Below are 24949 nucleotides of genomic sequence, written 5' to 3'. Positions count from 1 at the left end.
GCGCGAAGCGCCGTCTCGAAGGATGAAGTCAATGACGCCAGCCTCAGTTCACCGGCCGGGCGATGTGCCAGAGATTGGCGGGATCGAAGCCGTTGACGTCGCCGGCGGCCTTGTCTTCGTAAGACGTGTAGAGCGGGCGATTGCGGTAGGCCCACATCTTGCTCTTGTCGCTACGGGTGATCACTGTGAAATCGCCCTGCGGCTTGGACTCGTCGGAGGCGGCAAGCGGAATCCATTTCTCGGTGCATTTGCCGTTGCAGGTCGATTTGGTGCCGCTGTCGTCGCGGTCGAAATAATACAGCGTCATGCCGCTAGTATTGGCCAGCACGGTGCCGCGTTTGGTCTCGGCGAATTTGATCGGAACGGCCGGCGTTTCCTTCTTGGGCGGCGGCGCCGGAGCCTCCTCATGGGCGTGTGCTGCGCCCGCAGCGATCAGCATTGCCGCCACCATCACGGTGCCAAATCTGAACATCCCTATGCTCCAACCAAAACGCCAAACGCTTAGAGTTAATCGCGCGTTAAAATCCGAATGGGAGCAAGGATAGCGCCAGAAAGTTAGTTCCGCGTTTCTACGATAGTGGACCGCCTGCGGCAAAGAAGTCGCCCAGCCGCCGCAACATCAGCCGCGCGCGAACGGCAAATGCCCGATACAGCGCACGCGCGCCAAAACGCTTGCGCGCACGAAGCGTCCGGCCAGGCAGCATGGGTGGGTGCGTGACCGGGAGGGCACGTTGCAACATCGGGAATCTCCTCCACGGCCTGTCTTTGAGCAGGCGCGTCCGGCGCGGATCATGTTTGTTCTCGACCGGATTTTCAAGGCTGACTTGAAGCGGGCGGGCAGGGACAATATGTGCAGCGCAACAGCATGATTGTCTTTCAGCGCTGCGCTCTCAGCGGAGACTCACATGCGTCGAAGCGTTTTGACCGTTCTCGCTGTCGTGCTGATGGCTGCCCTGACGATCGAGACGGCCGATGCCGCGCGTCATGGCCGCAAGCCCGCGCGTACAACGCAGCAGCATGGCGGCCCCAGGCCTGCAGCGAGCGATACCAAAAGCTGCGATATCATCTGGTGCTATCAGAATTGATGCCAGGAGATCGAGAGTAGCCCGGATGAGCGGAGCGATATCCGGGGGCCGGTCCCGCATATTGCTGCGCTCATGCGGGCTACTTTTCAACTGCGCACCTCATCACGGCCGGGACAAATCCCGGCCGTGACAAAATCGTCATCGCTTAGTGCAAGCCACCCGTCACATGCAGCGTTTCGCCGGTCACGTAGGATGCATCGTCGGACGCGAAGAAGGCCACTGCCGCGGCGATCTCCTCGACCTTGCCGATCCGCGCGAGCGGCGTGACCGACTCGATCCACTTGCGCATGTCGCCCTCGGCGAAGCCCGCGGAGATCACGCCTTCGGTCGCGATCATGCCGGGATTGACGGTGTTGACGCGGATCTTGCGCGGCGCCAGTTCCTTGGCAAGCACCGAGGAGATCGCGTCGACCGCGGCCTTGGTCGCGGTATAGACTGCGGTGTTCGGCGGCGCGATAGTCGAAACGCCGGAGGAGATGTTGATGATGCTGCCGCCGGCCGGATTGAAATGCCGCGCGGCTTCCTGTGACACCAGGAGCAGCCCGAGCACGTTGAGATCGAAATGCTTGTGAAAGTGCTCGGCGGTGATGCCGTCCAGCGGCGCGAATTCGTAAAGGCCGGCATTGTTGACGAGGATGTCGATCGCGCCCAGCGCCTTGACGGTGTCGGCGACGACCTTTTGCGCCTGGCCGGCCTGGGAGAGGTTGCCGTGCACGGCGACGGCCTTGCCGCCCTTGCCGGTGATCGCGGCCACCACCTTGTCGGCGCCTTCCTTGCTGGAACTGTAGTTGACGGCCACCGCGGCCCCTTCTGCGGCGAGGCGAACCGCGATTTCGGCGCCGATCCCCTTGGATGCGCCGGTTACCAGCGCCACTTTGCCTGCAAGTCTCTTGGTCATTTGGCTCTCCTGTCGCGCCGCAGCGCATTGTTCAATAGTTCAGTAATAGTGAACTATTGAACCGGTTCAAGGGCAGCGCTATATCTTTGTGCATGGTGCAATTCGTTCACCCCTCGCGCGAAGACATCACATTGGCGGGCGTGCTGGCAGCGCTGGCCGATCCGATGCGGCTGCGCATCGTCAAGAGCCTACTTGAGCAAAGCAACGATTGTATGTCCTGCACCGAGGCGATGCCGTGCCCCGGCATGGCCAAATCAACGCTGTCGCATCACTTTCGCGTGCTGCGCGAAGCCGGCCTGATCCAGACCTCCAAACAAGGCGTCGAACACCGCAACGTCGTGCGCGTGGCGGATATCAATGCGCGGTTTCCAAGATTGTTGAAGACGATTTTGGGATATCCGGAAGGTACGTAGCCCGGATGAGCGAAGCGACATCCGGGGTCTTCGGTCTATCGATCCCGCATATCGCTGCGCTCATGCGGGCTACGTGTTATCCGAGCTGACGGAGCGATGAAATGGCCGACATCAACGCCTGCGTGGTCATGACCACGGCGCCCGACAAGGCGCACGCCGAGAAAATCGCGACGACCGTCCTGCAAGCCCGTCTCGCCGCCTGCGTCCAGATCCAACCGATATCAAGTCATTACTGGTGGGACGGAAAAATCGAAAACGGCGACGAGCAGTTGATTTATCTGAAGACGACCAAGGATAAATATAAGGCGCTCGAAGCGGCGATCGTGAAGATCCATCCCTACGACACGCCGGAAATTCTGTGCCTGCCGGTGGAGGGCGGTTTGGAAAAATATCTCGCCTGGATGGTGAAGGAAACGACGTAACCGAGCTGACGCTAATCCGCTCTACGAATGGCGAACCGGCTTCAGCTCCCTCTTGCGCATCGTGACGAGGCTCAGCACGAACGCGGCTACGGCCGCCGCGGCGACTGTCGCAACCATCGGCAGCGAGGTGCCGTCGAAGAACAGCCCGGCGATGCCGGTGATGATGGCGCCTGCGACCATCTGCAGCGTGCCGCCGAGCGCCGAGGCAATGCCCGCGATGCGGCCGTGATTTTCCAGCGACAGCACCATGGTCGAGGGTATCACCAGCCCGAGAAACGCGAACGACACGAACAACAGCGGAATCAGCACGCGCAGACTGTCGAGGCCCGCCAGCGTCAGCGCCAGCAACAACACGGCGAACGACGCATAGGCCGACACCGCCGCCATCACCATCCGGCCCATGCCAAAGCGGCCGCCGAAGAAACCCGCCAGTTGCGAGGCGCCGATGAAGCCGATGGCGTTGATCGAGAACGCCATGCTGTATTGCGTCGGCGTCAGGCCGTAATGGCCGATGTAGACAAAGGACGACGTCGACAGGAACGCGAAGAAACTGGCAATGCCGAATCCGCCGATGAAGGTCAGCCCGAGGAAATGCCAGTCGCGCAGCAATTCGCCGAAACTGCCGAAGATGCTGCGCACACTGCCCGCGATGCGCTCATGGGCCGGGCGCGTCTCCGGCAGCAGGAAAATCACCAGCAGCAATGCGATCAGCGCAGCGACACCGACCGCGAGAAACACCGCGCGCCAGCCGAACGGCACGATCAGCGCGCTGCCGGTCAGGGGCGCCAGGATCGGCGATACCGAGAACACCAGCATCACAAGCGACATCAACCGGGTCGCTTCGGCGCCGGTATGGAGGTCGCGAATGATCGCGCGCGGGATCACGCCCATCGCGGCACCAATGCCCTGCAGGAAACGAAACCCGATCAGCCAGGCAACATTGGGCGACAGCGCGCAGCCGATCGCGCCCAGGATGAACAGCGCCAGCCCGCCATACAGCGGCAGCTTGCGGCCATAGATATCGGACAGCGGCCCGTAGACGATCTGGCACAGGCCGAACGAGACAAAGAACGCGATCAGCGTCATCTGCGTCGCGGACGTGGTGGCATGCAGATCGGCTGCGATCGCCGGCAGCGCCGGTAGATACATGTCGATTGCGAACGGACCGACCGCCGACAGCAGTCCGAGCACAACGGCGTTGCGCGTAAAGGAAGAAGCCATGAAGTGTTCTTTTTGATGCCGTCGTGACGGTGAAGTGAGGGGCGTCCATAGCGAGCCCGGACTGCGGCCGCAATGGTGGGGGCGATCACACTATCGCGTTTGCTCAAGGCTGGTAGGGCGCAATAGCGAAGCGTATTGCGCCGATTAGTGGCGGATCACGCTGACGCTCATCTGCTCTATAAGATGGTCGCAGAAGCTGGAAAGAGCGGCTTTTCAGCCGCTCTTCGGTTGTGAAGTTCAATAGTTTTAAGGGCACTCAGGCAGCGCCAGGAGATTGTCTGGCTGAACTCCGTCTGCTTCGGTCTTGATGTACTTATTGCCGTTGTGGGTGGCGACGATCACCCTCACAGTTTTTCCTGCCCGGTGCACGAAGAACTGCTCGCCTCGCTCAATTTCAGCGATACAAGCCGGTTGAGTGATTTTGAAGGTAGAACCCGAAGCGCGAACTCCCCCAACATTTTGAATACGCTCATGGGGGTTAAGGCGATCAGTCTTGTTGATGCACTTAATTTCATGATTAGCCATAGCAGTACCTTTCCGGCCGAGGGCCGGTTGTGATGCTAAGGCTCCGCTGGACGCCAAGAGTGATAACCGCTATTTTCCCGATGTCAGTCAGGGAGGCGGGTCTCGCTTTCCGGACATCCCCGCAAGTACCTTAGCTGGGACTTCGCGGGTGCCAACGCCGGAGTTCGCGCTCCGGCGTTGGTATTTAAATCGGTATCCGATTTAGCCGGAAATCTTTGGCATTTTGTCCCCCGGCGCGTGTTGCATTTCCGCTTTCGTTAAAGCGCGGCCGGCTACATATGCGTTCCATGCCTTGATAATTAGCGCGTTACGTACGTTTTCGTGAAGCCGTTGATTGCTTTGACGAGCAACTTCAACGAGTCTTCTCTGAAGGTACCGGGTGGGTGCACGAGCGCGTTTAGTGCGATCCATCACCCATTCTTCATAGAAGCCGTCAGCTTTCTCACGATTTTTTTCTGCGAAAATGTAGTGCAGAGCGGCCAAAGGAGCGACTGGATGCCTCGTGCTTTTTCGAACAGCGAGGGCGCACTGGATGGAATGTTCGAGTTTGTCTGCATCAAACTTTTCCCTGTAAGCTTGAAGCAACTCTTCGTTTGAGAATTGGGCACCACGGTCGCCGGGATTTGGACCTGTTAGAATTACGAGCCAGCGAACCGCACCTGCGACGTGGCTTGCGTAAGGGATTCCGGCTATTGAGAACACGTCGGCAGGAGTTCTATTTTTTCCGATATCCATACGAGTGAAGAGATCGGGATCGATCCCAAACACAACGTGAGACCGAATTGAACGTCCTGCTCGCACGCAGGCAGCGAGACGATTTTGTCCATCTCGCAGAACTCCGTTAGAGCCAAACTTGATAGTGTCACCGGTAAGTCCCCATCGCCCATCGACGATATCCTGTGCATACCTTTTGATCTTCGCAGGTTTTGTGGGGCGGTTGTCGCGCGAGAAATTCGTAAGGATGTGCTCAGCGAGAGCTGGTGAAAATTCAATAATCTTAGAAGTAGACGGGGGATGCTTGATCAGACTTTTGAGGTCCTCGATCTGGATCTCAAGACCGCTTGTCGTCACGTTTAAACTAACTGACCGATTTTTGATTTGGCGCGACGCTTTCCGAGATTGGCTGGTACGCATGGAACACCTCAGCACAAATGAACTTGGGAATAAGAGTTAAAAATTAACCATACTTGCGGATGGTCCGCAATCGTGATTCGTATTTAGTAGTCAATGCAATTCTTTTTTGATCAACAAGCTACTGAATTATTGGGAGAATTCAGGAAAAAATCTTATTTTTTTAGCCGTTTTCGACGTTGAAAAATGCGCGCTCAGCCAGAAGAAAGGCGAAGTCACATGTGACGACGAAACAAAAAGGCGGCCTCTCGGCCGCCCTTTCTATCTGATGGACGGCCGGGTCATCCCCGATCTAGTCGGGGACAGGCGCCCGGCCATGACAGCCTGAGTGTTTTACGAACACCCCGTCGTGCTGCCGCACGTATCGCACTTCATGCAGGTCCCATTGCGCACCAGCGAGAAGTGTCCGCATTCGCCGCACATCTCGCCTTCGTAGCCCTTGGCCTTGGCTTCCGCGCGGCGCTCAGCCTTTGAGGGCACTGCCGCGGCGGCTGCACCGGCCTTGCTCCATTGCAGTGCTTCCAGCTTTTCTGTCGGTGACAGATCGTGCTGGGCTTCCTGCTTCAGCGCGACCGCGCCTTCGATGGTGTCGGCGGTGCGCCCGGTCGGGGCGTGCGAGGCCAGCGCGGTGACGTTGCCGGAGGCGCGGGCTTCCGGCTGCGGCTCGCTGCGCATGACGACGAGATTGTCGGTGCGCGAGCGGGTCAGGCCTTTCGAGACATAGCGGGTGGAATGCGCGGGATCGGGCGACTTGCCTTCCTCGACGCCCTTGCCGAGCGCGTCGAAATTCGACTCGGTGGGATCGACATGCGCCAGATCGAACCGGCTCATGTAGCTGACCGCGAGTTCGCGGAACACATAGTCGAGGATCGAGGTCGCGTACTTGATCGAGTCGTTGCCCTGCACCGGGCCCGCGGGCTCGAAGCGGGTGAAGGTGAAGGCGTCGACATATTCCTCCAGCGGCACGCCGTATTGCAGGCCGAGCGAGACGGCGATCGCGAAGTTGTTGATGAAGGAGCGCAGCGCCGCGCCTTCCTTGTGCATGTCGATGAAGATCTCGCCAATCCGGCCGTCATCATATTCGCCGGTGCGCAGATAAACCTTGTGTCCGCCGACCACGGCTTTCTGGGTATAGCCCTTGCGGCGATCCGGCATCTTCTCGCGCTCGCGCATCACGACAATGCGCTCGACCAGCCGCTCCACGACCTTTTCCGAAAGCTGCGCGGTGCGCGCCGCCATCGGCTTGTCGTAGAACGCCTCGACCGCATCCTCTTCCTCGTCCTCGTCGCTGATCAGTTGCGAGTTCAGCGGCTGCGAGAGCTTCGAGCCGTCGCGATAGAGTGCATTGGCTTTGAGCGCGAGCTTCCAGGAGAGAAGATAAGCGGATTTGCAGTCTTCCACCGTGGCGTCGTTCGGCATGTTGATGGTCTTGGAAATCGCACCGGAGATGAACGGCTGCGACGCCGCCATCATGCGGATGTGGCTTTCCACCGAGAGATAGCGCTTGCCGATCTTGCCGCAGGGGTTGGCGCAATCGAACACGCTGTAATGCTCGGCTTTCAGATGCGGCGCGCCTTCCACCGTCATCGCGCCGCAGATGTGCACGTTGGCGGCCTCGATCTCGCGCTTGGTGAACCCGATCGCGGCGAGCAGGTCGAAATTCGCCGCCGCAATGGCTTCCGGCTCGATCTTCAGTGTATCGCGCAGGAAGTCTTCGCCAAAGGTCCATTTGTTGAAGGCGAATTTGATGTCGAACGCGGTGGGCAGCGCCGCTTCCACCTTGGCCAGGGCTTCGTCGGTGAAGCCTTTTGCTTTCAAGGTAGACACGTTGATCGCCGGCGCATTGGAGAGCGAGCCATGGCCGACGGCATAGGCTTCGATCTCGGCGATCTCGCTTTCGCGATAGCCGAGCGTGCGCAGCGCCTCGGGCACGGCGCGGTTGATGATCTTCCAATAGCCGCCACCGGCGAGCTTCTTGAATTTCACCAGCGCGAAATCAGGCTCGATGCCGGTGGTGTCGCAATCCATCACAAGACCAATGGTGCCGGTCGGCGCCACCACGGTGGTCTGCGCGTTGCGGAAGCCATGGAGTTCGCCGAGTTCAAGCGCGAGATCCCAGGCGGCGCGGGCGTGGGTGACAATGTCCTGCTGCTTGCAGGAGGCGGAGTCGAGCGGCACCGGATTGACGGCCAGCGCCTCATAGCCACGGCTTTCACTGTGCGCGGCGCGGCGGTGGTTGCGGATCACCCGCAGCATATGCGCGGCGTTCTTCTTGTAGCCGGGGAAGGGGCCTAACTCCTTGGCCATCTCGGCCGAGGTGGCATAGCTGATGCCGGTCATCACGGCGGTCAGCGCGCCGCACAGCGCGCGGCCTTCCTTGGAGTCATACGACAGACCCATGGTCATCAGGAGACCGCCGATGTTGGCGAAGCCCAGACCCAGCGTGCGAAACTCATAAGACAGTTCCGCGATCGCTCGGGAGGGGAATTGCGCCATCATCACCGAAATTTCCAGCACGACGGTCCACAGCCGGCACAGATGCTCATAGGCACTGACGTCGAACTGTTTTGTCGTTGTGTTGTAGAAGGTGATCAGATTGGCCGACGCCAGATTGCAGGCGGTGTCGTCCAGGAACATGTACTCCGAGCACGGATTGGACGCGCGGATATCGCCCGATGCCTTGCAGGTGTGCCAGTCGTTCATGGTGGTGTTGAAGTGCAGGCCGGGATCGGCCGAGGCCCAGGCGGCGTGACCGATTTTTTCCCAGAGATCGCGCGCCTTGAGAGTCTTTGTCACTTTCTTGTTGGTGCGGCCGATCAGGTTCCAGTCGCCGTCGGTCTCAACCGCGCGCAGGAAATCGTCCTTCAGCGAGACCGAGTTGTTCGAGTTCTGGCCGGCCACCGTGAGGTAAGCCTCCGAATCCCAGTCGGTGTCGTAGATCGGGAAATCGATCTCCTTGTAGCCTTGCTTGGCGAACTGGATCACGCGCTTGATCATGCCGTCGGCGACCATCGCGCGACGAGCGAGCTTGATCTCACGGCGCAGCGCCGGGTTCTTTTCGGGATCGAAGCAGTCGTCGCCCGAACCTTCGCAATTGACGCAGGCTTTCAGCACCGCCTTGAGGTGGCGCTGGTTGAGCTTGGAGCCGGTCACGAGGGCGGCGACCTTCTGCTCTTCCTTTACCTTCCAGTCGATATAGGTCTCGATGTCAGGATGATCGGCATCGACCACGACCATCTTGGCCGCGCGGCGGGTGGTGCCGCCGGACTTGATCGCGCCCGCGGCGCGGTCGCCGATCTTGAGGAAGCTCATCAGGCCGCTGGAGCGGCCGCCGCCGGAGAGACGTTCGCCTTCGCCGCGCAGCCGCGAGAAGTTGGAGCCGGTGCCGGAGCCGTATTTGAACAGACGCGCTTCACGCACCCACAGGTCCATGATGCCGCCCTCGTTGACGAGGTCGTCATTGACGCCCTGGATGAAGCAGGCGTGCGGCTGCGGATGCTCGTAGGACGATTTCGATTTGGTCAGCTTGCCGGTGAAGGGATCGACATAATAATGGCCCTGGCCGGGTCCATCGACGCCGTAAGCCCAATGCAAGCCGGTGTTGAACCATTGCGGCGAATTCGGCGCGACCATCTGCTTGGCCAGCATGAAGCGCAGTTCGTCATAAAACGCGCTGGCGTCTTCTTCCGACGAGAAATACTTGCCCTTCCAGCCCCAATAGGTCCAGCAGCCGGCGAGGCGGTCGAACACCTGCTTGGACGAGAGTTCGCTGACATAGCGCTCAGCCTCCGGCAGATCGGCCAGCGCCGCAGTGTCGGGCACCGAGCGCCACAGCCATGACGGCACGGTTTCTTCCTCGACCTTCTTGAGGCGCGCAGCGACGCCGGCCTTGCGGAAATACTTCTGGGCCAGCACGTCGGAGGCGACCTGCGACCAGAATTCCGGCACCTCGACGTTTTCCAGGCGGAACACCACCGAGCCGTCAGGATTACGGATTTCAGATGTCGTTAATCTGAAATCAATTCCTGCGTAGGGTGACTGGCCTTGAGTCGTGTTGCGCCGTTCGATTCGCATTGGTCTTGCCCCGTTCTCTCTGACCGGACCGCTGCCGCGCGGCCGGATGTTATTCCTTGAGCGAATTTTCCGGACCAAAATGGTCCGGGTACTTCGCACGCTCTACCGGTTGACCCGGCCCTGTTTCTCTGGCCGCCAGACCGGTACAGGCGATTGCCTGCACATGGTCTTGCCGCCGCATGGTCTGACCGGAACGCCCCGTTTCCATCAGACCATTACTCTCAACGCCACCTGAGCCGTTTTGGCTCGTTTTTGCCGCTCCGAAATCCCCGAATTTACGGACAAAAAAGCCCGTACCCGCAGCCTCAACCGGCTGGCGGAGTGGTCATTCTTGGAACCCTTCAGGGAGCGATCAGCGGGACCCAAACACACTCGCGCCGAACAGGATCAAAACTAGGACGACTCCATCGCGCCCGTCAAGGATTAGTACGAGTTCCTGAATCAAATACTAAATATGGTGGAAAAGGGAGAATAACAGGGGGCGACCCGCGCCTGTCTTGCCCGCAAGTATCAGTGAGTCCTCAGGGATTCCCAAGCGAAAAAAAGTGACTTGGGGGTGCCTTTCCGGGCTTCGCCCCGCTGTTCACAGGGCAACTATTTATTGTGGCCGAGGACTTGCCTCGCCAAGACTCACGTGAAGCTACGGAGAAAGTTTCTCGCGGTGGATTGGGGCTCGCGCTGTGGGTGCACGAATCGTAACGGCGCACGCCGAATCGGGGATTCCCGAACTCATGTTGGTTTCCAGCGGCAGGCCTTTTCAATAAGCAGGCATGCCCGCCGGCCGATGGTATTGGGCTGATATAACCGGCAGGGTGGCGCCGATTCCACCGGGTCGCCATTTCATGACACTGCAAACTCAGCCGGGCGCCAAAGCGCGCATCGCGCCCGCTGGCCTGATATTCCTCGCGATCACCTCGGTCGGCTGGGGCTTCAATTGGCCGGCCACCAAATATCTGATCGGCGAATTGCCGCCGATGACCCTGCGCGGCGTGACCGGCGTGATCGGCGCGAGCCTGCTGGCGATCCTGGCGCTGACGCGGGGGCAGAGCCTGAAAGTGCGCCCGGATCTTTGGCCGCGCCTGGTGCTGGCGGCAGTGCTCAATGTAATGGGCTGGATGGTGCTGATGGGACTGGCGCTGCTCTGGCTGCCCGCCAGCGAAGCCGCGCTGATCGCCTATACGATGCCGGTATGGGCATCGCTGCTGGCGTGGCCGGTGCTCGGCGAGCGGCCCACTGTATTGCGCACGCTGGCGCTGGTGATGGCGTTTGCAGGTCTTGCGGCGATCATGGGCGGCAACGGTCTCACCGCCAGCGTCACGAAACTGCCGGGGATCATCATGGCGCTGGTCGGCGCGATGGCGTTTGCGCTCGGAACTGTGCTGGCGAAAAAGCTGCCGCTGCCATTGCCGCCGATCCCGGCCGCCGCCTGGCAGATCGGGATCGGCTGTTTTCCGGTCCTGATCGTTGGCTTCCTGATCGATACGCCGCACTGGAACGAGCTCACGCAGACCGGCTGGCTGTTGCTGTTCTATTCGACCGTGATCCAGTTCTGCGTCGCCTATGTCGCCTGGTTCGCAGCACTGGCGCGCCTGCCGGCCTCGGTCGCCGCGATCGGCACCATGGCGGTGCCCGTGATCGGCGTGATGACCTCGGCGCTGGCGCTGCACGAACCCCTCGGCCCCGGCCAGGTCGCGGCCCTGGTGTTCACGCTGGCGGGTGTTGCGCTGGCGACGAAGTCGTAGAGGCTTCACTTACGCTCGCGGTTCTCGTCATTGCGAGGAGCGAAAGCGACGAAGCAATCCATAGTGTGGCGTGTGTTGTGCTATGGATTGCTTCGCTTCGCTCGCAATGACAGAATTGGCAGCGGCGCCACATAACAGGTGTCGTCCCTGCGCACGCAGGGACCCATACGCCGTGGCCTATCGTTGAAGGACGCTGTTCGAGGACTTTCGCACAACACAACGTCCTGTGGTTATGGGTCCCTGCGTGCGCAGGGACGACGAGGGGAGAGCGTTCTACCCGACGGGCAAATCAATACGCATATTCACAAATCAAATGTCCAGTTCTCTCCATAAAAATATTCCGATTTTCCGAAATCGCAAATCAGTCTAAACCCATGCGCATCCCGCCTCACAAGAGGGGCGCTTCGCGGTCGTCACGAACGTTGATGCGGGATGCAATGGACGCAGGTTGCGCCTTTGACGAATGGTGCGACAGCGGACGGCGAAGTCGTGTGGTCCTGACGCCTCGACGCTGGTGTCAAGTCTCGCGCAGAAGACTGCGCGGACGACGGTGACAAAAAAGCCCGATCACCGGGGAGAGTACGAAATAAGTCGTAAAACCATTGCGCGGGGAATGCCGGGCGTTTCCGGTGTGACCGTGGTGACTAACGCGCGTGCTACCACCCAATACACGCGCGGCTGCGGGCGCACCAGGCGCCCGGCATTCCCTGCGCCCTCTGAAGCGAGGGCGGAACGAGAAGAGCAAAACTCGGGCGGATGCGTCGCGGGAATGCTGTGGTGTGTGTGGAAATTCAAGCGACGTCATTCCGGGGCGATGCAAAGCATCGAGCCCGGAATCTCGAGATTCCGGGTCTGGTGCTTCGCACCATCCCGGAATGACGTGAGCGGAATTCGGCAAAGCGCCCCACTGCGACAGAACCACGCGCCGAATTGACCGGCCGCCGCTACCGCGGCCGCGCGCAAAATGATAGGGTTGTGGGCATTATGCGGAACAACTGGGAAGGTTGAGCCGTGAATTCAATCATTGCCGTTTGGCTTAAATTAAAGACAAATTTTCAGGCCGCGGCCGGATGGGTCGCGCGGGCGGCTACGTTCGGCAATGTGATCGCGCTGAGCTGGGTCATCATCTTTATCGTGATCGGCGTTCTCGTGGTGGAGGAACTCGCGCGAGACGTCGTCACGATCGAACCGATCTCGGTGCCGAAGGCGCTGTCCGACAACGGCTACACACCCGAAGTGGCGAGCCATCGGCTGCTCGATGCCATCCAGCATTACGCCAGTGACAACAAGGTGGCCTCGCTGATGGAAGAGCTGGACATCGCGCCGAGCGATGAGTTGCCGGATTTCGTGGTTCCGAAAATTGACCTGTCGCTCAACGCGCTGGTGTCGTCGATGCGCAGCGTCCTGCATTACGGCACGGGGCACAGGATATCCGGCGAACTCATTTCGCACGACAGACTGGCGCTGCGGCTGCGAGTGGATGGCCGGGAGGTTTACAGCAGCGGATTTGATTCAGAGAATCCCGACGATCTCCTGACCAAGGCGGCGCCCGCGGTCACGTGGAAAATAAAGCCCCATATCGGCGCGATGGCCTTGTATCACATTCATCCGGACGAGGCCGTGGAGAGGGCCGAGGACATCATCGCCGATCCCCGGCAAAGCGACGTCAGCGTGCAATGGGCGTATATCCTGAAGGGACGTTACGCTTCCGATCACGGCAAATTTGCCGAAGCGGAAACGATGCAGCGAAAGGCGATCAGCCTGAACTGGAGCAATACAACGCCGCACAACAATCTCGGTCTCGTGTTGCGGCGTCAAAACAGATACGACGAGGCCATTACGCAATTCCGGCGCGTCATCAGCATCAATCCGAGATCGGCGGTGGCCTATAATAATCTGGGTTTGGTATTGGGCGAGAAGGCGCTGCCGGACGGCAGTCAGGACGACGCCATTGCGCAATTGAACCGGGCGATCGAGCTCGACCGGCACGCCGCACTACCGCATTACAATCTTGGCCGTTCGTTCGCCCGCCAGGGCAAACTCGACGACGCGGTCAGGGAATTCCATCACGCGATCGCGCTCGATCCGAAATACGCGTACACCCACGTCGAATTGGGCTCCGCTTTGTATCATCAGCACAAGACCGACGACGCCATCGCGGAATATCATCTCGCGCTCGATCTCGATTCCAGGAACGCAACGGCCCACGATGGTCTGGGCGTCGCTCTATCCACCGACGGCAAGACCGATGACGCGATCGCGGAATATCGCCGCGCCATCGAACTCGCACCCAATTACAAGAATGCCCACGAGCATCTGGAAAAGGCGCTGGAAGCCAAATCGGCCGCCAAATAGCGCCTCCCGTTACGGGGTCCGGGCAGGAGTTTAGGGGCAGGGATGCCGGAGGCCGTCATAACCGAGATAGGTTCCCGATCGCGGGTCGTAGGAGCGATAGGTCTGCATGCAGTAGGCGACGCTACCGTCGTCGCCCTGGACGGGAACGGCTTGGAAGGGAGCCGGGCCCACCGCGACAGGGGCGTCGTCGTAATAGCCGTCGCTGTAATAGCCGTCGTCGTAGAAGCCGACCGCGCCGACCACCGAGCCCGGGATGAAGACGCCGCCGCGACGATGATAGCCGCCACGAAAACCGGGGCCGACGCCGCTGAAACGCGCGCCCGGTACGCCGCCGCGGAAGGCGGCCCCGCCGCCACCGGCGCGGAAGCCTCCACCGCCGCCACCGCCATGGAAACCAGCACCTGCGCGGGCACCGCCGCCTCCGCCACCGCCGCCGCCTCGACCGTGAGGTGCGGCAAAGCTTGCGGCGGGCGCCGCGACGACGAGGGTCAAAATAGCAACCGCGCTCAAAATTTTAAAACCAATCATGTTCGGCTCCATCCTCAGGGGGTGTCGAACCCCCGGGGGAGGGTGACAAGCCCAAACCGCATCTCAATGCGTGGGAGGAGATTGTCCGAGCCCAACTGTACGCGGTATGAACGGATTGCGTCGATTTCGTGTGATTTGGGTGGCGTATATCGTCGATCGAACGGGCTTGTGACCGAACAAAACTGGACAATTCGGCCGGTCAATGGCATCAGGGCTTCGACGCACTTCTCGAACCGGCCGGGCCCCATGAAACTGTTTTTTCTCAAAGTCTTCACATGGTGGAGCGGCCAGACCTTCGGCACGCAATTGTGGACCTGGCGGTTCGGCGAGCTGGTCGGCGAAGACGAGCAGGGCAATCGCTATTACCGCACCAAGGGCCGCAAGATCGATCCGACGCTCGGCTTCGAGCGGCGCTGGGTGGTCTATAATGGTTATGCCGAGGCGACCCGCGTGCCGCCGTCCTGGCACGGCTGGCTGCATCACACCGTCGATGTCGCGCCGACCGAAGAGAGCTATACGCCGCGCGAATGGCAGAAGCCGCATCAGCCCAATCTGACGGGCACGCCCGCCGCCTACCGGCCTTCCGGCTCGACGCTCGCCAGCGGCCGACGCCCCAAGGCGACCGGCGACTATCAGCCGTGGACCCCGGGCAGCAACTGAAGCTCCTTGTCGTTCCGCCCTGTGAACAGCGGGGACATCCGGCAACGCGTTCTTGAGTCCGCCCCGACATGACGGCTTAATGACGTCATCTTATGGAGGTGGGAAACCATCGCGTCGGTTCGGGCAACAGTTCGCGACTGCCCCGATATGCAGCGGCTGCCGATCAGGTTACGGCTGGGAGATAGGCCCTCGGCGCAGAGTTCCTGAAATCGCCCGTCAATGTGGAGCTGCCATAGGACAGGAAAGGCCGTTCGGGAAACCGGGCGGCCTTTTTCTTGTGATCACGCCAGCCGCGCCGCGGCCCGGCGGTTCGCCTCACCGCGCCGTTGCTGGCTGGATGCAAGCCGCTCTTTCGCGCGCGCAAGAATTTCCGGCGGCGCGGTGTCGGGCGAACCGGCATTGAACGGCGGCGCCGGATTATATTCGAGCCGCAACTGAATGGCTTCGGCCGTCTGCCGGTCGACGAGGATCGACACCAGCGTGAGTGCGAAATCGATCCCCGCGGTGACACCACCGCCGCTGACGCGGTTACGGTCGACGCATACACGCGTCCTCGTCGGCGTCGCGCCATAGGGCGCGAGATAATCCATCGCGGTCCAATGCGTGGTTGCGCGATATCCCTTGAGCAAGCCGGCGGCGCCCAGCACCAGCGATCCCGTACACACCGAGGTGATATATTTCGCGCCGCCCGCCTGCCGGCGCAGGAATGCCAGCATCTCCTCGTCATTGACCATATCGTCGGTGCCGGCGCCGCCGGGTACGCAGATCACGTCGAGCTGCGGGCAATCCGCAAAGCTGACGGTCGGCGTCAGCGTGAGCACGCTATCGCTCGGAACCGGTTCGATGCGTTTCCAGATCAGATGCACCTGCGCGCCCGGCACGCTCGCAAATACCTGCAGCGGCCCGGTCAGGTCGAGCTGGGTCACTTTCGGAAAGACGAGAAGTCCGATCTGAAGCGGTGCCGGCATGAAGAGAACCTCCTGGAGCTTGCTATCCTGCCACATCAGGCTATTGTCATGAATGCCTTATTTCCCTCAATTTGGGACATCGTCGCGAACATGATCGGCGTGCTTGTCTATCCCGATTTCCAGTTGTTGGATGCTGCCGGCCCGATCTCGGTGTTCGAGATTGCGGGCCGCTTTGCCGGCAAAACCTCGTCAATCAAGGTTGTGGCAGCGGTGCCGGGACCGGTGCGCAGTTCGTCGGGCGTTGAGATTTTCGCACGCGGCCTCAAACCATCGGGCGCGATCAGCACGCTGATTATCGCGGGAGGCGAGGGCGTGCGCGCGGCGGCGCAGTGCGAGAAGACGCTGGCCTTTGTGCGGGGAATTGCCGGGCGCGGCGGCCGCGTCGCCAGCGTCTGTTCCGGTGCTTACGTGCTCGCCGAAGCCGGGCTGTTGGACGGCCGTCGCGCCACCACGCATTGGCGGCGCACCCGGCATTTCATTGCCACCTATCCGAAAGTGAAACTGGAGGCTGACCAGATTTTCGTCCGCGACGGCAATATCTGGAGTTCAGCCGGCATCAGCGCCGGCATTGATCTCGCGCTGGCGATGGCGGCGGAGGATTTCGGCGAGGAGATCGCGCAGGAAACCGCACGCCAGCTCGTGCTCTACCATCGCCGCAGCGGCGGCCAGTCGCAATTTTCATCGCTGCTGGAATTGAAGACGCCGAACGGCCGCTTCGGCCCGTTGCTCACCTGGGCGCGCGAACATCTCGATGCGCCGCTGACGGTGGAGGATCTCGCCGAGCGGGCCGGCATGAGTTCGCGGCATTTCACGCGCGCTTTCATCGCGGAGACCGGCACGACGCCCTCAAAGGCGGTCGAGCGCCTGCGGATCGAGGTGGCGCGGCAACGGGTGCAATCGTCCGGCGAGGCGATCGAGCGCGTTGCGCAAGTCACCGGTTTTCGCGATCCGGAACGGATGCGGCGTGCTTTTATTCGCGCCTTCGGTCAGCCCCCGCAATCGCTGCGTCGCGCGGCGCGGGCGGGATAGTTTCAGCCGGCTGTATCGGTCTAAGTCGCGCCACGATCGGCTTGAGCAGGAGTGGTGTCAGGTAAACCGGGAATTGGCTGAGCGCGAAATAAAGCCACGTCGTCCCCGGCAGCACGCCGTTGGTGGCGGCCAGCATCAGTCCCATGTTGCGCTGTGAAACCATCAAGCCGAGCGCGAACGCGCGTTCGTGACCGCATTTGCGGAAAATCAGCACGGTAACACCGAGCAGCGCGAAGAACACCGCGAAGGCGAAGGCCGTGACTTCGATCACCCAGATCGGATCAGCCCAAAAGCTGCCGGCCACAGTCCCCATCACGGCGCTGACAAACACGAACAGGGTGATGATATTGAGTCCGTCGATCGGGCCCTTGTGCCGTTGGATGGCAGCGGCGCCGACGCTCCAGCGTATCACGGCGGCGATGACCAGCGAGCCGGCGACAATCGCGAACAGTTTTAAGCCGAGCCCGAGCGGCGAAAGCGTCAGCGCGGCGCCGAAGAACACATAGGCGAACAGCGGCGCCGAAATCGGAATCAGCGATATGCTGGTGACCAGCGTGATCAGCACCAGCGTTGAATCCAGTCCCATCAGGGCCGCCAGCGCCGGCGCCGCCATCATCGGCGCCGCCACCGCTTGCAGCATCAACGCCAGAAACAGATCCGGCGAACGGACATCGAATCCGGTCGCAAGTGAGCCCAGGCCCGCAATCAAGGGCACGCCGAATGTGGTCCACAGCGTTGCGGCAAGAACGATTCCCGGCCGCCGCAGTTGCGCCCGCAACGCTGCGACATCCACGCGCATGAACGATATGCACAGCAGAACAAAGATCGCCTCCGTGACGTAAGGTCTGAGCAGTTCACCAAGCGGGGGCAGCGCAACGCCGATGAACACCAGGGCTGCTACCGCGCGGGTGCCCTGAGCGCCGAGCCAGCGCAGGACTTGCACCGGAATGGCTCCGGCCTTTTGTAAAATGACGGGCATGTGGCTTTCGAAGGATATGCTGCGGGAAGGGAGGGCGGAACGTGACCATGTGGCAATCGGTGCACGGTATAAAGTAACGTCTCGTTGCGGTCTGTTTCCGTTTTGATGGTGATCTAATTCAGCGCTCTCAACCACGCGCCGATTTCGGTGGCGGCGACATTGGCCTGCTGCAACAGCTTGCCCATGGTGAAGAAGCCGTGGAATTGGCCGGGGAAGGTCCGCCAGTTTACGGCGACGCCGGCTTCCTTCAGGCGTCGCGCATAGTCATCGCCTTCGTCGCGCAAGGGGTCGGCGCCCGCGGTCAGCACATAGGCTGGCGGTAATCCGGCGAATGTCCTGGCGCGGGCCGGTGACGCGCGCCAATCGCCGATATCGGAGATGCCGTTCAGATAATGATCGCGAAACCACCTGATCACGGAATGGGTGAGAAGGATGCTGGTCTCGGGCTCGCGATGCGAGGGCTGCGTCATCGCAAAATCCGTCGCCGGATAGATCAGCACCTGACCCGAGATCGCGGGACCGTCACCGTCACGCGCCGATAGCGCGACCACCGCGGCGAGGTTGCCGCCGGCGCTGTCGCCGCCGACCAGAAGCCGCGTTGCGTCGATGCCGAGATCGCTGGCGTGGCCGGCGATCCATTTGGTCGCCGCGATCGCGTCATCGACGGCGGCCGGGAATTTGTGCTCGGGCGCGAGGCGATAATCGACTGATATAACGATCAGCTGGCCTTCGTCGGCCAGTTTTCGACACACCACGTCGTGGGTGTCGAGATCGCCGATCACCCAACCGCCACCGTGAAAAAATACCAGGCAGGGCGCCAGACCGTTGGAGCTGCGAAGTTTCAACGGCGTGTAGATGCGCGCAGGGATCGGCCCGGCGGGGGAGGGGATCGCGAGCGGCTCAACTGATTTGAGCGCGGGCGGCTCGGGATTGGTGACGAGCCGGGCCTGCAAATAAAATTCGCGCGCCTCTTTCGGCGATAGCGTCTCGTAAGCTGGCCGGCCGGCTTCCTGAAATGCCTTGAACACGAAGGCGGCATCGGGATCGAGGGTGACGGGCATAATGAGTTTCCTGTTCTAGGCAGCAGTACGCCCGCCATCGACGGTATAGGCCGATCCCGAGACGTAACTAGCTTCGTCAGAAGCGAGGAACGCGACGATGGAAGCGACTTCCGAGGCTTGTCCGAGCCGGCGCGCGGGAATCCGTTCCGCAACTTTATCGGTGGGAACAGTTGCGTTGCCAGGATTGCGGCCGTCGATGATCGCGCTCAGCATGCGGCTGTCGATGAGCCCGGGGCAAACGCAATTCACGCGCACGCCGGTCTGGCTGCATTCCAGCGCGGCGCTCTTGGTCAGGCCGATCACCGCATGTTTGCTGGCACTGTAGGCTGCGATATCGGGAGAGCCGATCAGGCCGGCGATCGAGGCGGTGTTGATGATGCTGCCTTTGTTTCGTTTGAGCATCACCGGCAGCACATGCTTAAGCCCCAGGAAGACGCGGACCACGTTGACGTCGAGCACCCGGCGAAAGGTTTCGAGCGAATATCGGGTTATCGGTGCGATATCGCCCTCGATACCGGCGTTATTGTAAAACACGTCGATGGTGCCGAATGTATCGACGGCGGCGCGGACATATTCGGCGACTTCCTCTTCACGGGTTACGTCGGCAGTGATTGCGAGAGGCCTCGCCGATCCCGGCAAATCCCTGATGGCAGCCTGCAGTTCCCTTGGCTTGCGGTCGACTGCGACAATATGCGCACCACGCTTGGCCAGAAGCTGCATGGTCGCGATGCCAATGACGCCAGCGGCGCCGGTGACGACGGCAACCCTGCCGTCGAGACGAATGCGATCGGGCATGCCCAGCGTTTCCTCAGGGGTAGTCCGGTTATTCCGGATTTTTGGGTTCCGGCGCGTCGCGCACGGGCCTTTATGGCGAGATTATTTCATTTGTGACGCGGGCTGACCAGTGACGAAGCGGATGGGCACCCGCCCTTTCCCCGCCGTATTCGGCATGTTAACCGGAAGCCCTGCGAGCGGCGATAGCCTGTACAATGTCGTGAGCCCGATTCGCTTTTTTAAAGCCGCGAGATGTTTCGAACCATTGCCTTGATCGGATTTGCGGCCCTGGTGGCCGCCGCGACCATCTCGTTTGCGCCCCCGGCGCATGCGCAGATCGGCAATATTTTTTCCGATCCGGCGCCGCGCCCGCCCGGCAGCATTCCGCGCGGCAATCAGCAGCAGCAACAGCAGCTCGACGACGAAGAGGAAGTGCCGGAACTGCCGCAAGGCCGCCTGCTGCCGACCCCCAACCGTCCGTTGCCGCCGGGGCAGGGTGTACCGGCGCCGGGAAGCGTGCAGTCGCAGCCGCTGGCGCCGCCGCCGGGTACCACCGTCGTCCCGCAGAACACGCCGCCCGGCGTAGCGATAGCCCCTCCGCAGCCCAATCAGGGCGTCGCGGTCGCGCCACCAGTCGCCAATCCGCCGCCTGGCGCGCCGGGACAGCGTCAGCAGCCTAAAAACGTGCCGCAGACGCCGGCGACGCTGCAGCCCGGCGACGAGGTGGTTTCCGAGCCGCCAGCGCAGAAGATCGTCAACAAGAAGGCGAGCTTTTCGGGGTTGGACAAGATCACCGGGCGCATCATCAATTTCGACGAGGATGTCGGCGAGACCGTTCAGTTCGGCGCGCTGCGTGTGAAAACCGACGCCTGCTATACGCGCCCGGCGACGGAGGCCGCCAACACCGACGCGTTTGTCGAGGTCGACGAGATCACGCTGCAGGGCGAGGTGAAGCGGATTTTTTCGGGCTGGATGTATGCGGCCAGTCCCGGCCTGCACGGTGTCGAGCATCCGATTTACGATATCTGGCTGACCGACTGTAAAGCGCCTGACGCCACCGTTGTCAGCGTGCAGCCCGATCCGCCGAAACCCGCGCCGGCTCCGGTGGCCCCGAAACGTCCGCCGGCCCCGCCGAAGCAGCAGGCGCAGCGTCCGCCACCGCCGCCGCAATTCCAGCAGCAGCCCCAACCGCTGCCGCCGCCTCAGCCGCAACCCCCGCCGCAGCAACCCGGCGGCCTGTTCGGAATTTTCAGGCAGTAATACTTCTGGGCTGATGACAGGACGCGGCACCGTGCGCCGCGGCGTTCGCGACTATTCCCGATCTGCGATGATCGCCAGCGCGCGCTCGCCGCTGATGGGGTGATCAACCGGCAATTTCAGAAAATCAGCCTCGCCCCGGATCGCCTTTTCGAGCAGGGCAGTATAGCGCCGCCGCGGAATCTCGACCGCGCCGAAGCTGCGCAGATGTTCGGTCACATATTGCGTGTCGAGCAGTGCGAAGCCGCCTGCGATCATCCGCGCCACCAGATGCACCAGCGCGACTTTCGAGGCGTCACGGGCGCGGTGAAACATGCTCTCGCCGAAGAAAGCTCGGCCGAGGCTGACGCCATAGAGCCCGCCGACCAGGTCATCATTTTCCCAGACCTCGACGCTGTGGCAATGCCCGAGTTCGTGCAGTCCGATATAGAGATCGCGGATGCGCTTGTTGATCCAGGTGTCGTCGCGGCCCGGCTGTGGCGCGGCACAGCCGGCAATCACAGCCTTGAAGGCGGTATTGACGGTCACGGTGAAGGCGTCGGAACGCACCGTGCGCGCCAGACGCGAGGCGACGCGAAAGCCGTCGAGCGGAATCACGCCGCGCATTTCCGGCTCGACCCAGAACAAGGTAGGATCGTCGGCGCTCTCGGCCATCGGGAAGATGCCGCAGGCATAGGCGCGCAGCAGCACTTCAGGCGTGATATCGGACGAGGCGGATTCGCGCGAGGTCATGAGCGCAGGATAGCAGGCGGAAGGCGGCTGCGGCTAGCTGGCGGTGGCGGCCGCAGGCTTTGGCGTCGCGGGGGCATTGGCGCGCCGGAACCGCAGTATGATCCTTGTGCCGGCATGACCAGGGTCGCGCTCGACGCTGGCCTCGAGCTTGGACGCCATCGCCGTGACGATACGCTGTCCCATGCCGGTGGAACGCGGGTCGGTTTTGACGTTGAGGCCGACGCCGTCGTCGGCAATCGACAGCAACAGATGCTCATCCTGCGCGCGCAGGTCGACGTGAATCGGACCTGCACCGTCGGGATAGGCATATTTCACTGCGTTCATCACCAGCTCGTTGACGATGATGCCGATCGCGACCGCGCGGTCGGGATCGATCTCGATCGGTTCGGACTTCAAGGTCAGCCGCGACATCCGGTTGCCTTCGGCGGACCTTCGCAGATCCTCCAGCAACGCGTCGAGATACTGGTTCAGCAATACGCTTTTGAGATCGTGCGAGGTGTAAAGCCGGCGATGAACTTGGGCCACCGCGGCCACCCGGCCCATCGCATTGGTCAGCGCCGCCTTGACGTCGTCGTCGGTGCTTGAATTGGCCTGCAAATGCAGCAGTGAGGCGATGATCTGAAGACTGTTGCCAACGCGATGGTTGACTTCGCGCAACAACATTTCGCGTTCGGCGGCGAGCGCGGCATAGCGGTCGCGCGAGGCATGGACCTCGGCCTCGGCGTCGTCGCGGGCCTTCTGGATGCTGGCCTGCCGCAACGCCCCATTGATGGCGACCTGCAGCAGGGGGATGAAGTCGCCCTGGATGTCCTTTGTCAGATAATCGGCGGCGCCAGCCTTCAAGGCCGTGACGGCAACGTTGGAGTCCTGCGAGGCGGTGACGAACACCACCGGGGGCGCATTCGGAATCGCCAGGATACGCTCAAGGGTTTCGAGGCCATCGAGACCGGGCATGTACTGATCGAGCGCGACGACGTCGATACCGCCTTGCTGCAGCCGCTCCAGTCCATGCTTGCCGCTTGCGGCATGCACGACCGTGAAGCCGAGCCGCGTCAGGCCGCGGTCAACCAGCCGGGCAAGCGCCTGGTCGTCATCGATATAAAGCAGCGTCGGCGTCGCAGCGTTCATGTGGCGGATCGCGGAACCTGAATGACGGAGAAGAAAAGCCCGAGTTGACGAATAGCGTTGGCGAAGCTTTCGTAGTTTACCGGCTTGGTGATGTAGACGTTGCAGCCGAGCTCGTAGCAGCGTTTGATTTCCTGGGAATCGTCGGTCGTGGTGAGCACCACAACCGGCGCGCATTTGAGATATTTGTTTTCCTTGACCCGCCGCAGGATGTCGGTGCCGGTCATGTCGGGTAGATTCAAATCCAGCAGGATTAATAGCGCCGTGCCCTTGTGCTCGCCCCCGGTGCCATCGCTGCCGAAAAGGTAGTTGACCGCGGCTGTACCGTTGGTGAACGGCATGATGTCGTTGTTGATGCCGGAACGGCGAATGTTGCGCTCGATGAGACGGGCGTGTCCCTCGTCGTCTTCGATCATGATAATGGTGACGGGTTTGCTCATGTATCTCGGTTCCGGTTACTGGCTGTCCAAGCCAAAGGTAGTGTTATTGTGAAGGTGCTGCCACTGTGAAGTTCCGACGATACCGACATGGTTCCACCAAGTCGTCTCACTAATGCACGAACGTGCGCCAGCCCGATGCCCTGTCCAGGTCTGTCCTGTTCGCCGGCGCGGCGGAACAGGTCGAAAATGCGCTGATGGTCCTTGGGATCAATACCGCGGCCATTGTCGGCGATTTCGAAGATCGCAAAGCCCAGCTTGGTCCGGCCTCGGATGGAGATATCGCCGGGAACCCCGGGCTTGAGATATTTAAGTGCATTGTCGATCAAATTGGAGAAAATCTGCTCCAGCGCGAGGCGGTCGCTGATGAGATCCGGCAACGGCGCGATGCGAATTTCGGCCTGGGCCTCTGAGGCCTGGTGCGCCATGGTCGAGACGATGCTTTCGATCAGTTCGCGGGTTTCGATCCGCACCGGTTCGAATTCGCGCCGCCCCTCCCGGGTGAGATTGAGGATGGCTGTGATCAGCCGATCCATCTTGGCGATCGACGATTTGATGAAGCCCAGCGCTTCGGTAAAATCCTCCGATAGCTGCTTGTCTTCGCCTTCGAGGGCTGGCTCGATCTCGCCGCCGGCTCCTGCGGTCGCGCGGCCGAGGGTGGCGATCCGCTTGAAAATGTCGCCGCGCAATTCTTCGAGTTCGCTGGTGAAACCCATGATGTTCACCAGTGGCGAGCGCAGATCGTGGCTGACGATATAGGCGAAACGCTGGATCTCGTCGTTGGCCTCGCGAAGGTCGGCGGTGCGCGCGTCAACCGTGGCCTCCAGATTGAGATTGTTGTCGCGCAACTGCTCTTCGGCGGCGTCGCGCGCGCGGGTGGATCGCCGCACCAGAAAAATGGAAATGCCCGCCAACAGCACCACCAGACCTGAACCCACGCCTGTCATCGAAGCCGCCAGCGATTGGCTGCGGTCGGCGCTCGCCGTTCGCAGGGCGAACAAGCGATCTTCTTCGGCGCGCATCTGGTTGGCCAGATCGTCGATGTGGCTCATCGCCTCGCGGCCGGTGCCTTCGCGGACAATCCGGGCGGCGTCATCCGCATGCTCTTCCCGCGCAAGCGCGATGGTTTTGCGGAATTCCTCGATACGCTGAGTGCTGAGCTGAATTATCTCGTCGATGACGCGACCTTGTACAGGGTTATCGCTCGTCAACCGGCGCAATTGCATCAGGTCGGGTGTCAGCTGGGACGCTGCGTTCTCAAAATCGGTCAGAAAATCCGGCAGCAATGTCGAGATATAGCTGCTTTGTGCACTTTCGGCCCGGCGCAACTGCAACTGCGTCAGCGATATCTGGTTTTCGACTTCGACGGTGTGGAGCACCCATCTGGCATCCTCGCGCGATTGATTGACGAGGTAGACGGACCCGGCGCTGATGACGGTCAGCACGACAAGGCCCGCTGCGAGCAGCAGGACTTGCCCAATCGCGCGCCTGCGCATGGCTTCAGGCGTCACAACACGCTCGTCATGAGATAGC

General features: G+C 61.3%; 24 protein-coding genes. 8 read left to right on the top strand and 16 right to left on the bottom strand.

Annotated elements, in window-relative coordinates; translation table 11 throughout:
* Nucleotides 1-43: 43 nt before the first annotated feature.
* Nucleotides 44-472 carry a hypothetical protein gene (locus HB676_RS09225; RefSeq protein ID WP_213737444.1) on the bottom strand — a complete coding sequence of 143 codons (429 nt, stop codon included), beginning with the start codon at nucleotides 470-472 and terminating at the stop codon, nucleotides 44-46.
* 97 nt (nucleotides 473-569) lie between these two features.
* On the bottom strand, nucleotides 570-740 hold the full coding sequence (locus HB676_RS09220; RefSeq protein ID WP_213737443.1) for a hypothetical protein: 171 nt from the start codon (nucleotides 738-740) through the stop codon (nucleotides 570-572).
* A gap of 165 nt (nucleotides 741-905) precedes the next feature.
* Here HB676_RS09220 and HB676_RS09215 point away from each other — a divergent pair, with 165 nt between their 5' ends.
* Entirely contained in the window at nucleotides 906-1085 is a 180-nt protein-coding gene (locus tag HB676_RS09215) for a hypothetical protein (protein ID WP_213737442.1), read from the top strand.
* A gap of 145 nt (nucleotides 1086-1230) precedes the next feature.
* Here the strand turns inward: HB676_RS09215 and HB676_RS09210 are convergent, their stop codons facing one another.
* Nucleotides 1231-1983 (bottom strand): glucose 1-dehydrogenase, encoded by a 753-nt coding sequence (locus HB676_RS09210; RefSeq protein ID WP_213737441.1) that lies wholly within the window; start codon nucleotides 1981-1983, stop codon nucleotides 1231-1233.
* 92 nt (nucleotides 1984-2075) lie between these two features.
* Between HB676_RS09210 and HB676_RS09205 the strand changes: the two genes are divergently transcribed.
* The gene (locus tag HB676_RS09205; RefSeq protein WP_213737440.1) at nucleotides 2076-2396 is read left to right on the top strand and encodes a helix-turn-helix domain-containing protein; all 321 of its coding nucleotides are present in this window, start codon (nucleotides 2076-2078) and stop codon (nucleotides 2394-2396) included.
* 101 nt (nucleotides 2397-2497) lie between these two features.
* Nucleotides 2498-2818, top strand: a complete 321-nt coding sequence (gene cutA, locus HB676_RS09200; protein ID WP_213737439.1) for a divalent-cation tolerance protein CutA — start codon at nucleotides 2498-2500, stop codon at nucleotides 2816-2818.
* Nucleotides 2819-2839: 21 nt separating this feature from the next.
* Here cutA and HB676_RS09195 read toward each other — a convergent pair whose 3' ends face one another.
* The 4 genes from HB676_RS09195 to HB676_RS09180 form a co-directional block, all read right to left on the bottom strand.
* Nucleotides 2840-4039, bottom strand: coding sequence for a multidrug effflux MFS transporter (locus HB676_RS09195; protein WP_213737438.1), 1200 nt, complete (start codon nucleotides 4037-4039; stop codon nucleotides 2840-2842).
* A 246-nt stretch (nucleotides 4040-4285) separates the two neighbouring features.
* Nucleotides 4286-4564, bottom strand: a complete 279-nt coding sequence (locus tag HB676_RS09190; protein ID WP_213737437.1) for a DUF3892 domain-containing protein — start codon at nucleotides 4562-4564, stop codon at nucleotides 4286-4288.
* A gap of 201 nt (nucleotides 4565-4765) precedes the next feature.
* Nucleotides 4766-5698, bottom strand: a complete 933-nt coding sequence (locus HB676_RS09185) for a hypothetical protein (protein WP_213737436.1) — start codon at nucleotides 5696-5698, stop codon at nucleotides 4766-4768.
* A 330-nt stretch (nucleotides 5699-6028) separates the two neighbouring features.
* A complete protein-coding gene (locus HB676_RS09180) occupies nucleotides 6029-9769 on the bottom strand; it encodes a vitamin B12-dependent ribonucleotide reductase (RefSeq protein ID WP_213737435.1) in 3741 nt (1246 codons plus the stop codon).
* An 842-nt stretch (nucleotides 9770-10611) separates the two neighbouring features.
* On the opposite strand from HB676_RS09180, the gene HB676_RS09175 reads away from it, so the two are divergent.
* Together HB676_RS09175 and HB676_RS34225 are read left to right on the top strand one after the other, a co-directional pair.
* The gene (locus HB676_RS09175; protein WP_213737434.1) at nucleotides 10612-11511 is read left to right on the top strand and encodes a DMT family transporter; all 900 of its coding nucleotides are present in this window, start codon (nucleotides 10612-10614) and stop codon (nucleotides 11509-11511) included.
* A 1011-nt stretch (nucleotides 11512-12522) separates the two neighbouring features.
* The gene (locus tag HB676_RS34225; RefSeq protein WP_213737433.1) at nucleotides 12523-13866 is read left to right on the top strand and encodes a tetratricopeptide repeat protein; all 1344 of its coding nucleotides are present in this window, start codon (nucleotides 12523-12525) and stop codon (nucleotides 13864-13866) included.
* A 30-nt stretch (nucleotides 13867-13896) separates the two neighbouring features.
* On the opposite strand, the gene HB676_RS09165 is transcribed toward HB676_RS34225, so the two are convergent.
* Entirely contained in the window at nucleotides 13897-14394 is a 498-nt protein-coding gene (locus HB676_RS09165) for a BA14K family protein (RefSeq protein WP_213737432.1), read from the bottom strand.
* Between the two features lie 246 nt (nucleotides 14395-14640).
* Between HB676_RS09165 and HB676_RS09160 the strand changes: the two genes are divergently transcribed.
* Nucleotides 14641-15054: an NADH:ubiquinone oxidoreductase subunit NDUFA12 gene (locus tag HB676_RS09160; protein ID WP_213737431.1), complete on the top strand. Its 414-nt coding sequence runs from the start codon at nucleotides 14641-14643 to the stop codon at nucleotides 15052-15054.
* 281 nt (nucleotides 15055-15335) lie between these two features.
* Here HB676_RS09160 and HB676_RS09155 read toward each other — a convergent pair whose 3' ends face one another.
* Nucleotides 15336-16022: a DJ-1/PfpI family protein gene (locus tag HB676_RS09155; RefSeq protein WP_213737430.1), complete on the bottom strand. Its 687-nt coding sequence runs from the start codon at nucleotides 16020-16022 to the stop codon at nucleotides 15336-15338.
* Between the two features lie 90 nt (nucleotides 16023-16112).
* On the opposite strand from HB676_RS09155, the gene HB676_RS09150 reads away from it, so the two are divergent.
* Nucleotides 16113-17051, top strand: coding sequence for a GlxA family transcriptional regulator (locus HB676_RS09150; RefSeq protein ID WP_213737474.1), 939 nt, complete (start codon nucleotides 16113-16115; stop codon nucleotides 17049-17051).
* Here the strand turns inward: HB676_RS09150 and HB676_RS09145 are convergent.
* The 3 genes from HB676_RS09145 to HB676_RS09135 form a co-directional block, all read right to left on the bottom strand.
* Nucleotides 16993-18030, bottom strand: a complete 1038-nt coding sequence (locus HB676_RS09145) for a Na+-dependent transporter (protein ID WP_213737429.1) — start codon at nucleotides 18028-18030, stop codon at nucleotides 16993-16995. The two genes, HB676_RS09150 and HB676_RS09145, sit on opposite strands and share 59 nt — an antisense overlap.
* 113 nt (nucleotides 18031-18143) lie before the next feature.
* Nucleotides 18144-19091, bottom strand: a complete 948-nt coding sequence (locus HB676_RS09140) for an alpha/beta hydrolase (protein ID WP_213737428.1) — start codon at nucleotides 19089-19091, stop codon at nucleotides 18144-18146.
* Nucleotides 19092-19106: 15 nt separating this feature from the next.
* Complete coding sequence (locus HB676_RS09135) at nucleotides 19107-19886, bottom strand: SDR family NAD(P)-dependent oxidoreductase (RefSeq protein WP_213737427.1); 780 nt, start codon at nucleotides 19884-19886, stop codon at nucleotides 19107-19109.
* A gap of 231 nt (nucleotides 19887-20117) precedes the next feature.
* Between HB676_RS09135 and HB676_RS09130 the strand changes: the two genes are divergently transcribed.
* A complete protein-coding gene (locus HB676_RS09130; protein WP_213737426.1) occupies nucleotides 20118-21125 on the top strand; it encodes a DUF2155 domain-containing protein in 1008 nt (335 codons plus the stop codon).
* 51 nt (nucleotides 21126-21176) lie between these two features.
* Here HB676_RS09130 and aat read toward each other — a convergent pair whose 3' ends face one another.
* From aat to HB676_RS09110, 4 genes are read right to left on the bottom strand one after another with little or no spacing between them, the layout of a single operon-like run.
* Complete coding sequence (gene aat, locus HB676_RS09125; protein WP_213737425.1) at nucleotides 21177-21854, bottom strand: leucyl/phenylalanyl-tRNA--protein transferase; 678 nt, start codon at nucleotides 21852-21854, stop codon at nucleotides 21177-21179.
* Nucleotides 21855-21887: 33 nt separating this feature from the next.
* Complete coding sequence (locus HB676_RS09120; RefSeq protein ID WP_213737424.1) at nucleotides 21888-22982, bottom strand: response regulator; 1095 nt, start codon at nucleotides 22980-22982, stop codon at nucleotides 21888-21890.
* Entirely contained in the window at nucleotides 22979-23419 is a 441-nt protein-coding gene (locus tag HB676_RS09115) for a response regulator (RefSeq protein ID WP_213737423.1), read from the bottom strand. Before HB676_RS09115 ends, HB676_RS09120 begins: the two co-directional genes overlap by 4 nt.
* On the bottom strand, nucleotides 23416-24927 hold the full coding sequence (locus tag HB676_RS09110; RefSeq protein WP_213737422.1) for a CHASE3 domain-containing protein: 1512 nt from the start codon (nucleotides 24925-24927) through the stop codon (nucleotides 23416-23418). Before HB676_RS09110 ends, HB676_RS09115 begins: the two co-directional genes overlap by 4 nt.
* Nucleotides 24928-24949: the final 22 nt, after the last annotated feature.

The organism is Bradyrhizobium sp. dw_411 (assembly GCF_018449695.1).
Lineage (GTDB): Bacteria > Pseudomonadota > Alphaproteobacteria > Rhizobiales > Xanthobacteraceae > Bradyrhizobium.
The sequence above is the reverse complement of the archived record's forward strand: the minus strand, read 5'-3'. Positions and strand labels throughout refer to the sequence as shown.

Coding starts and splice junctions, on each gene's coding strand:
- cutA (WP_213737439.1), top strand. CDS start 2,498: ATGGCCGACATCAACGCCTGCGTGGTCATGACCACGGCGCCCGACAAG.
- HB676_RS09155 (WP_213737430.1), bottom strand. CDS start 16,022: ATGCCGGCACCGCTTCAGATCGGACTTCTCGTCTTTCCGAAAGTGACC.
- HB676_RS09135 (WP_213737427.1), bottom strand. CDS start 19,886: ATGCCCGATCGCATTCGTCTCGACGGCAGGGTTGCCGTCGTCACCGGC.
- HB676_RS09160 (WP_213737431.1), top strand. CDS start 14,641: ATGAAACTGTTTTTTCTCAAAGTCTTCACATGGTGGAGCGGCCAGACC.
- HB676_RS09215 (WP_213737442.1), top strand. CDS start 906: ATGCGTCGAAGCGTTTTGACCGTTCTCGCTGTCGTGCTGATGGCTGCC.
- aat (WP_213737425.1), bottom strand. CDS start 21,854: ATGACCTCGCGCGAATCCGCCTCGTCCGATATCACGCCTGAAGTGCTG.
- HB676_RS09185 (WP_213737436.1), bottom strand. CDS start 5,698: ATGCGTACCAGCCAATCTCGGAAAGCGTCGCGCCAAATCAAAAATCGG.
- HB676_RS09140 (WP_213737428.1), bottom strand. CDS start 19,091: ATGCCCGTCACCCTCGATCCCGATGCCGCCTTCGTGTTCAAGGCATTT.
- HB676_RS09190 (WP_213737437.1), bottom strand. CDS start 4,564: ATGGCTAATCATGAAATTAAGTGCATCAACAAGACTGATCGCCTTAAC.
- HB676_RS09175 (WP_213737434.1), top strand. CDS start 10,612: ATGACACTGCAAACTCAGCCGGGCGCCAAAGCGCGCATCGCGCCCGCT.
- HB676_RS09225 (WP_213737444.1), bottom strand. CDS start 472: ATGTTCAGATTTGGCACCGTGATGGTGGCGGCAATGCTGATCGCTGCG.
- HB676_RS09120 (WP_213737424.1), bottom strand. CDS start 22,982: ATGAACGCTGCGACGCCGACGCTGCTTTATATCGATGACGACCAGGCG.
- HB676_RS09195 (WP_213737438.1), bottom strand. CDS start 4,039: ATGGCTTCTTCCTTTACGCGCAACGCCGTTGTGCTCGGACTGCTGTCG.
- HB676_RS09115 (WP_213737423.1), bottom strand. CDS start 23,419: ATGAGCAAACCCGTCACCATTATCATGATCGAAGACGACGAGGGACAC.
- HB676_RS09180 (WP_213737435.1), bottom strand. CDS start 9,769: ATGCGAATCGAACGGCGCAACACGACTCAAGGCCAGTCACCCTACGCA.
- HB676_RS09145 (WP_213737429.1), bottom strand. CDS start 18,030: ATGCCCGTCATTTTACAAAAGGCCGGAGCCATTCCGGTGCAAGTCCTG.
- HB676_RS09210 (WP_213737441.1), bottom strand. CDS start 1,983: ATGACCAAGAGACTTGCAGGCAAAGTGGCGCTGGTAACCGGCGCATCC.
- HB676_RS09130 (WP_213737426.1), top strand. CDS start 20,118: ATGTTTCGAACCATTGCCTTGATCGGATTTGCGGCCCTGGTGGCCGCC.
- HB676_RS09165 (WP_213737432.1), bottom strand. CDS start 14,394: ATGATTGGTTTTAAAATTTTGAGCGCGGTTGCTATTTTGACCCTCGTC.
- HB676_RS09220 (WP_213737443.1), bottom strand. CDS start 740: ATGTTGCAACGTGCCCTCCCGGTCACGCACCCACCCATGCTGCCTGGC.
- HB676_RS09205 (WP_213737440.1), top strand. CDS start 2,076: ATGGTGCAATTCGTTCACCCCTCGCGCGAAGACATCACATTGGCGGGC.
- HB676_RS09150 (WP_213737474.1), top strand. CDS start 16,113: ATGATCGGCGTGCTTGTCTATCCCGATTTCCAGTTGTTGGATGCTGCC.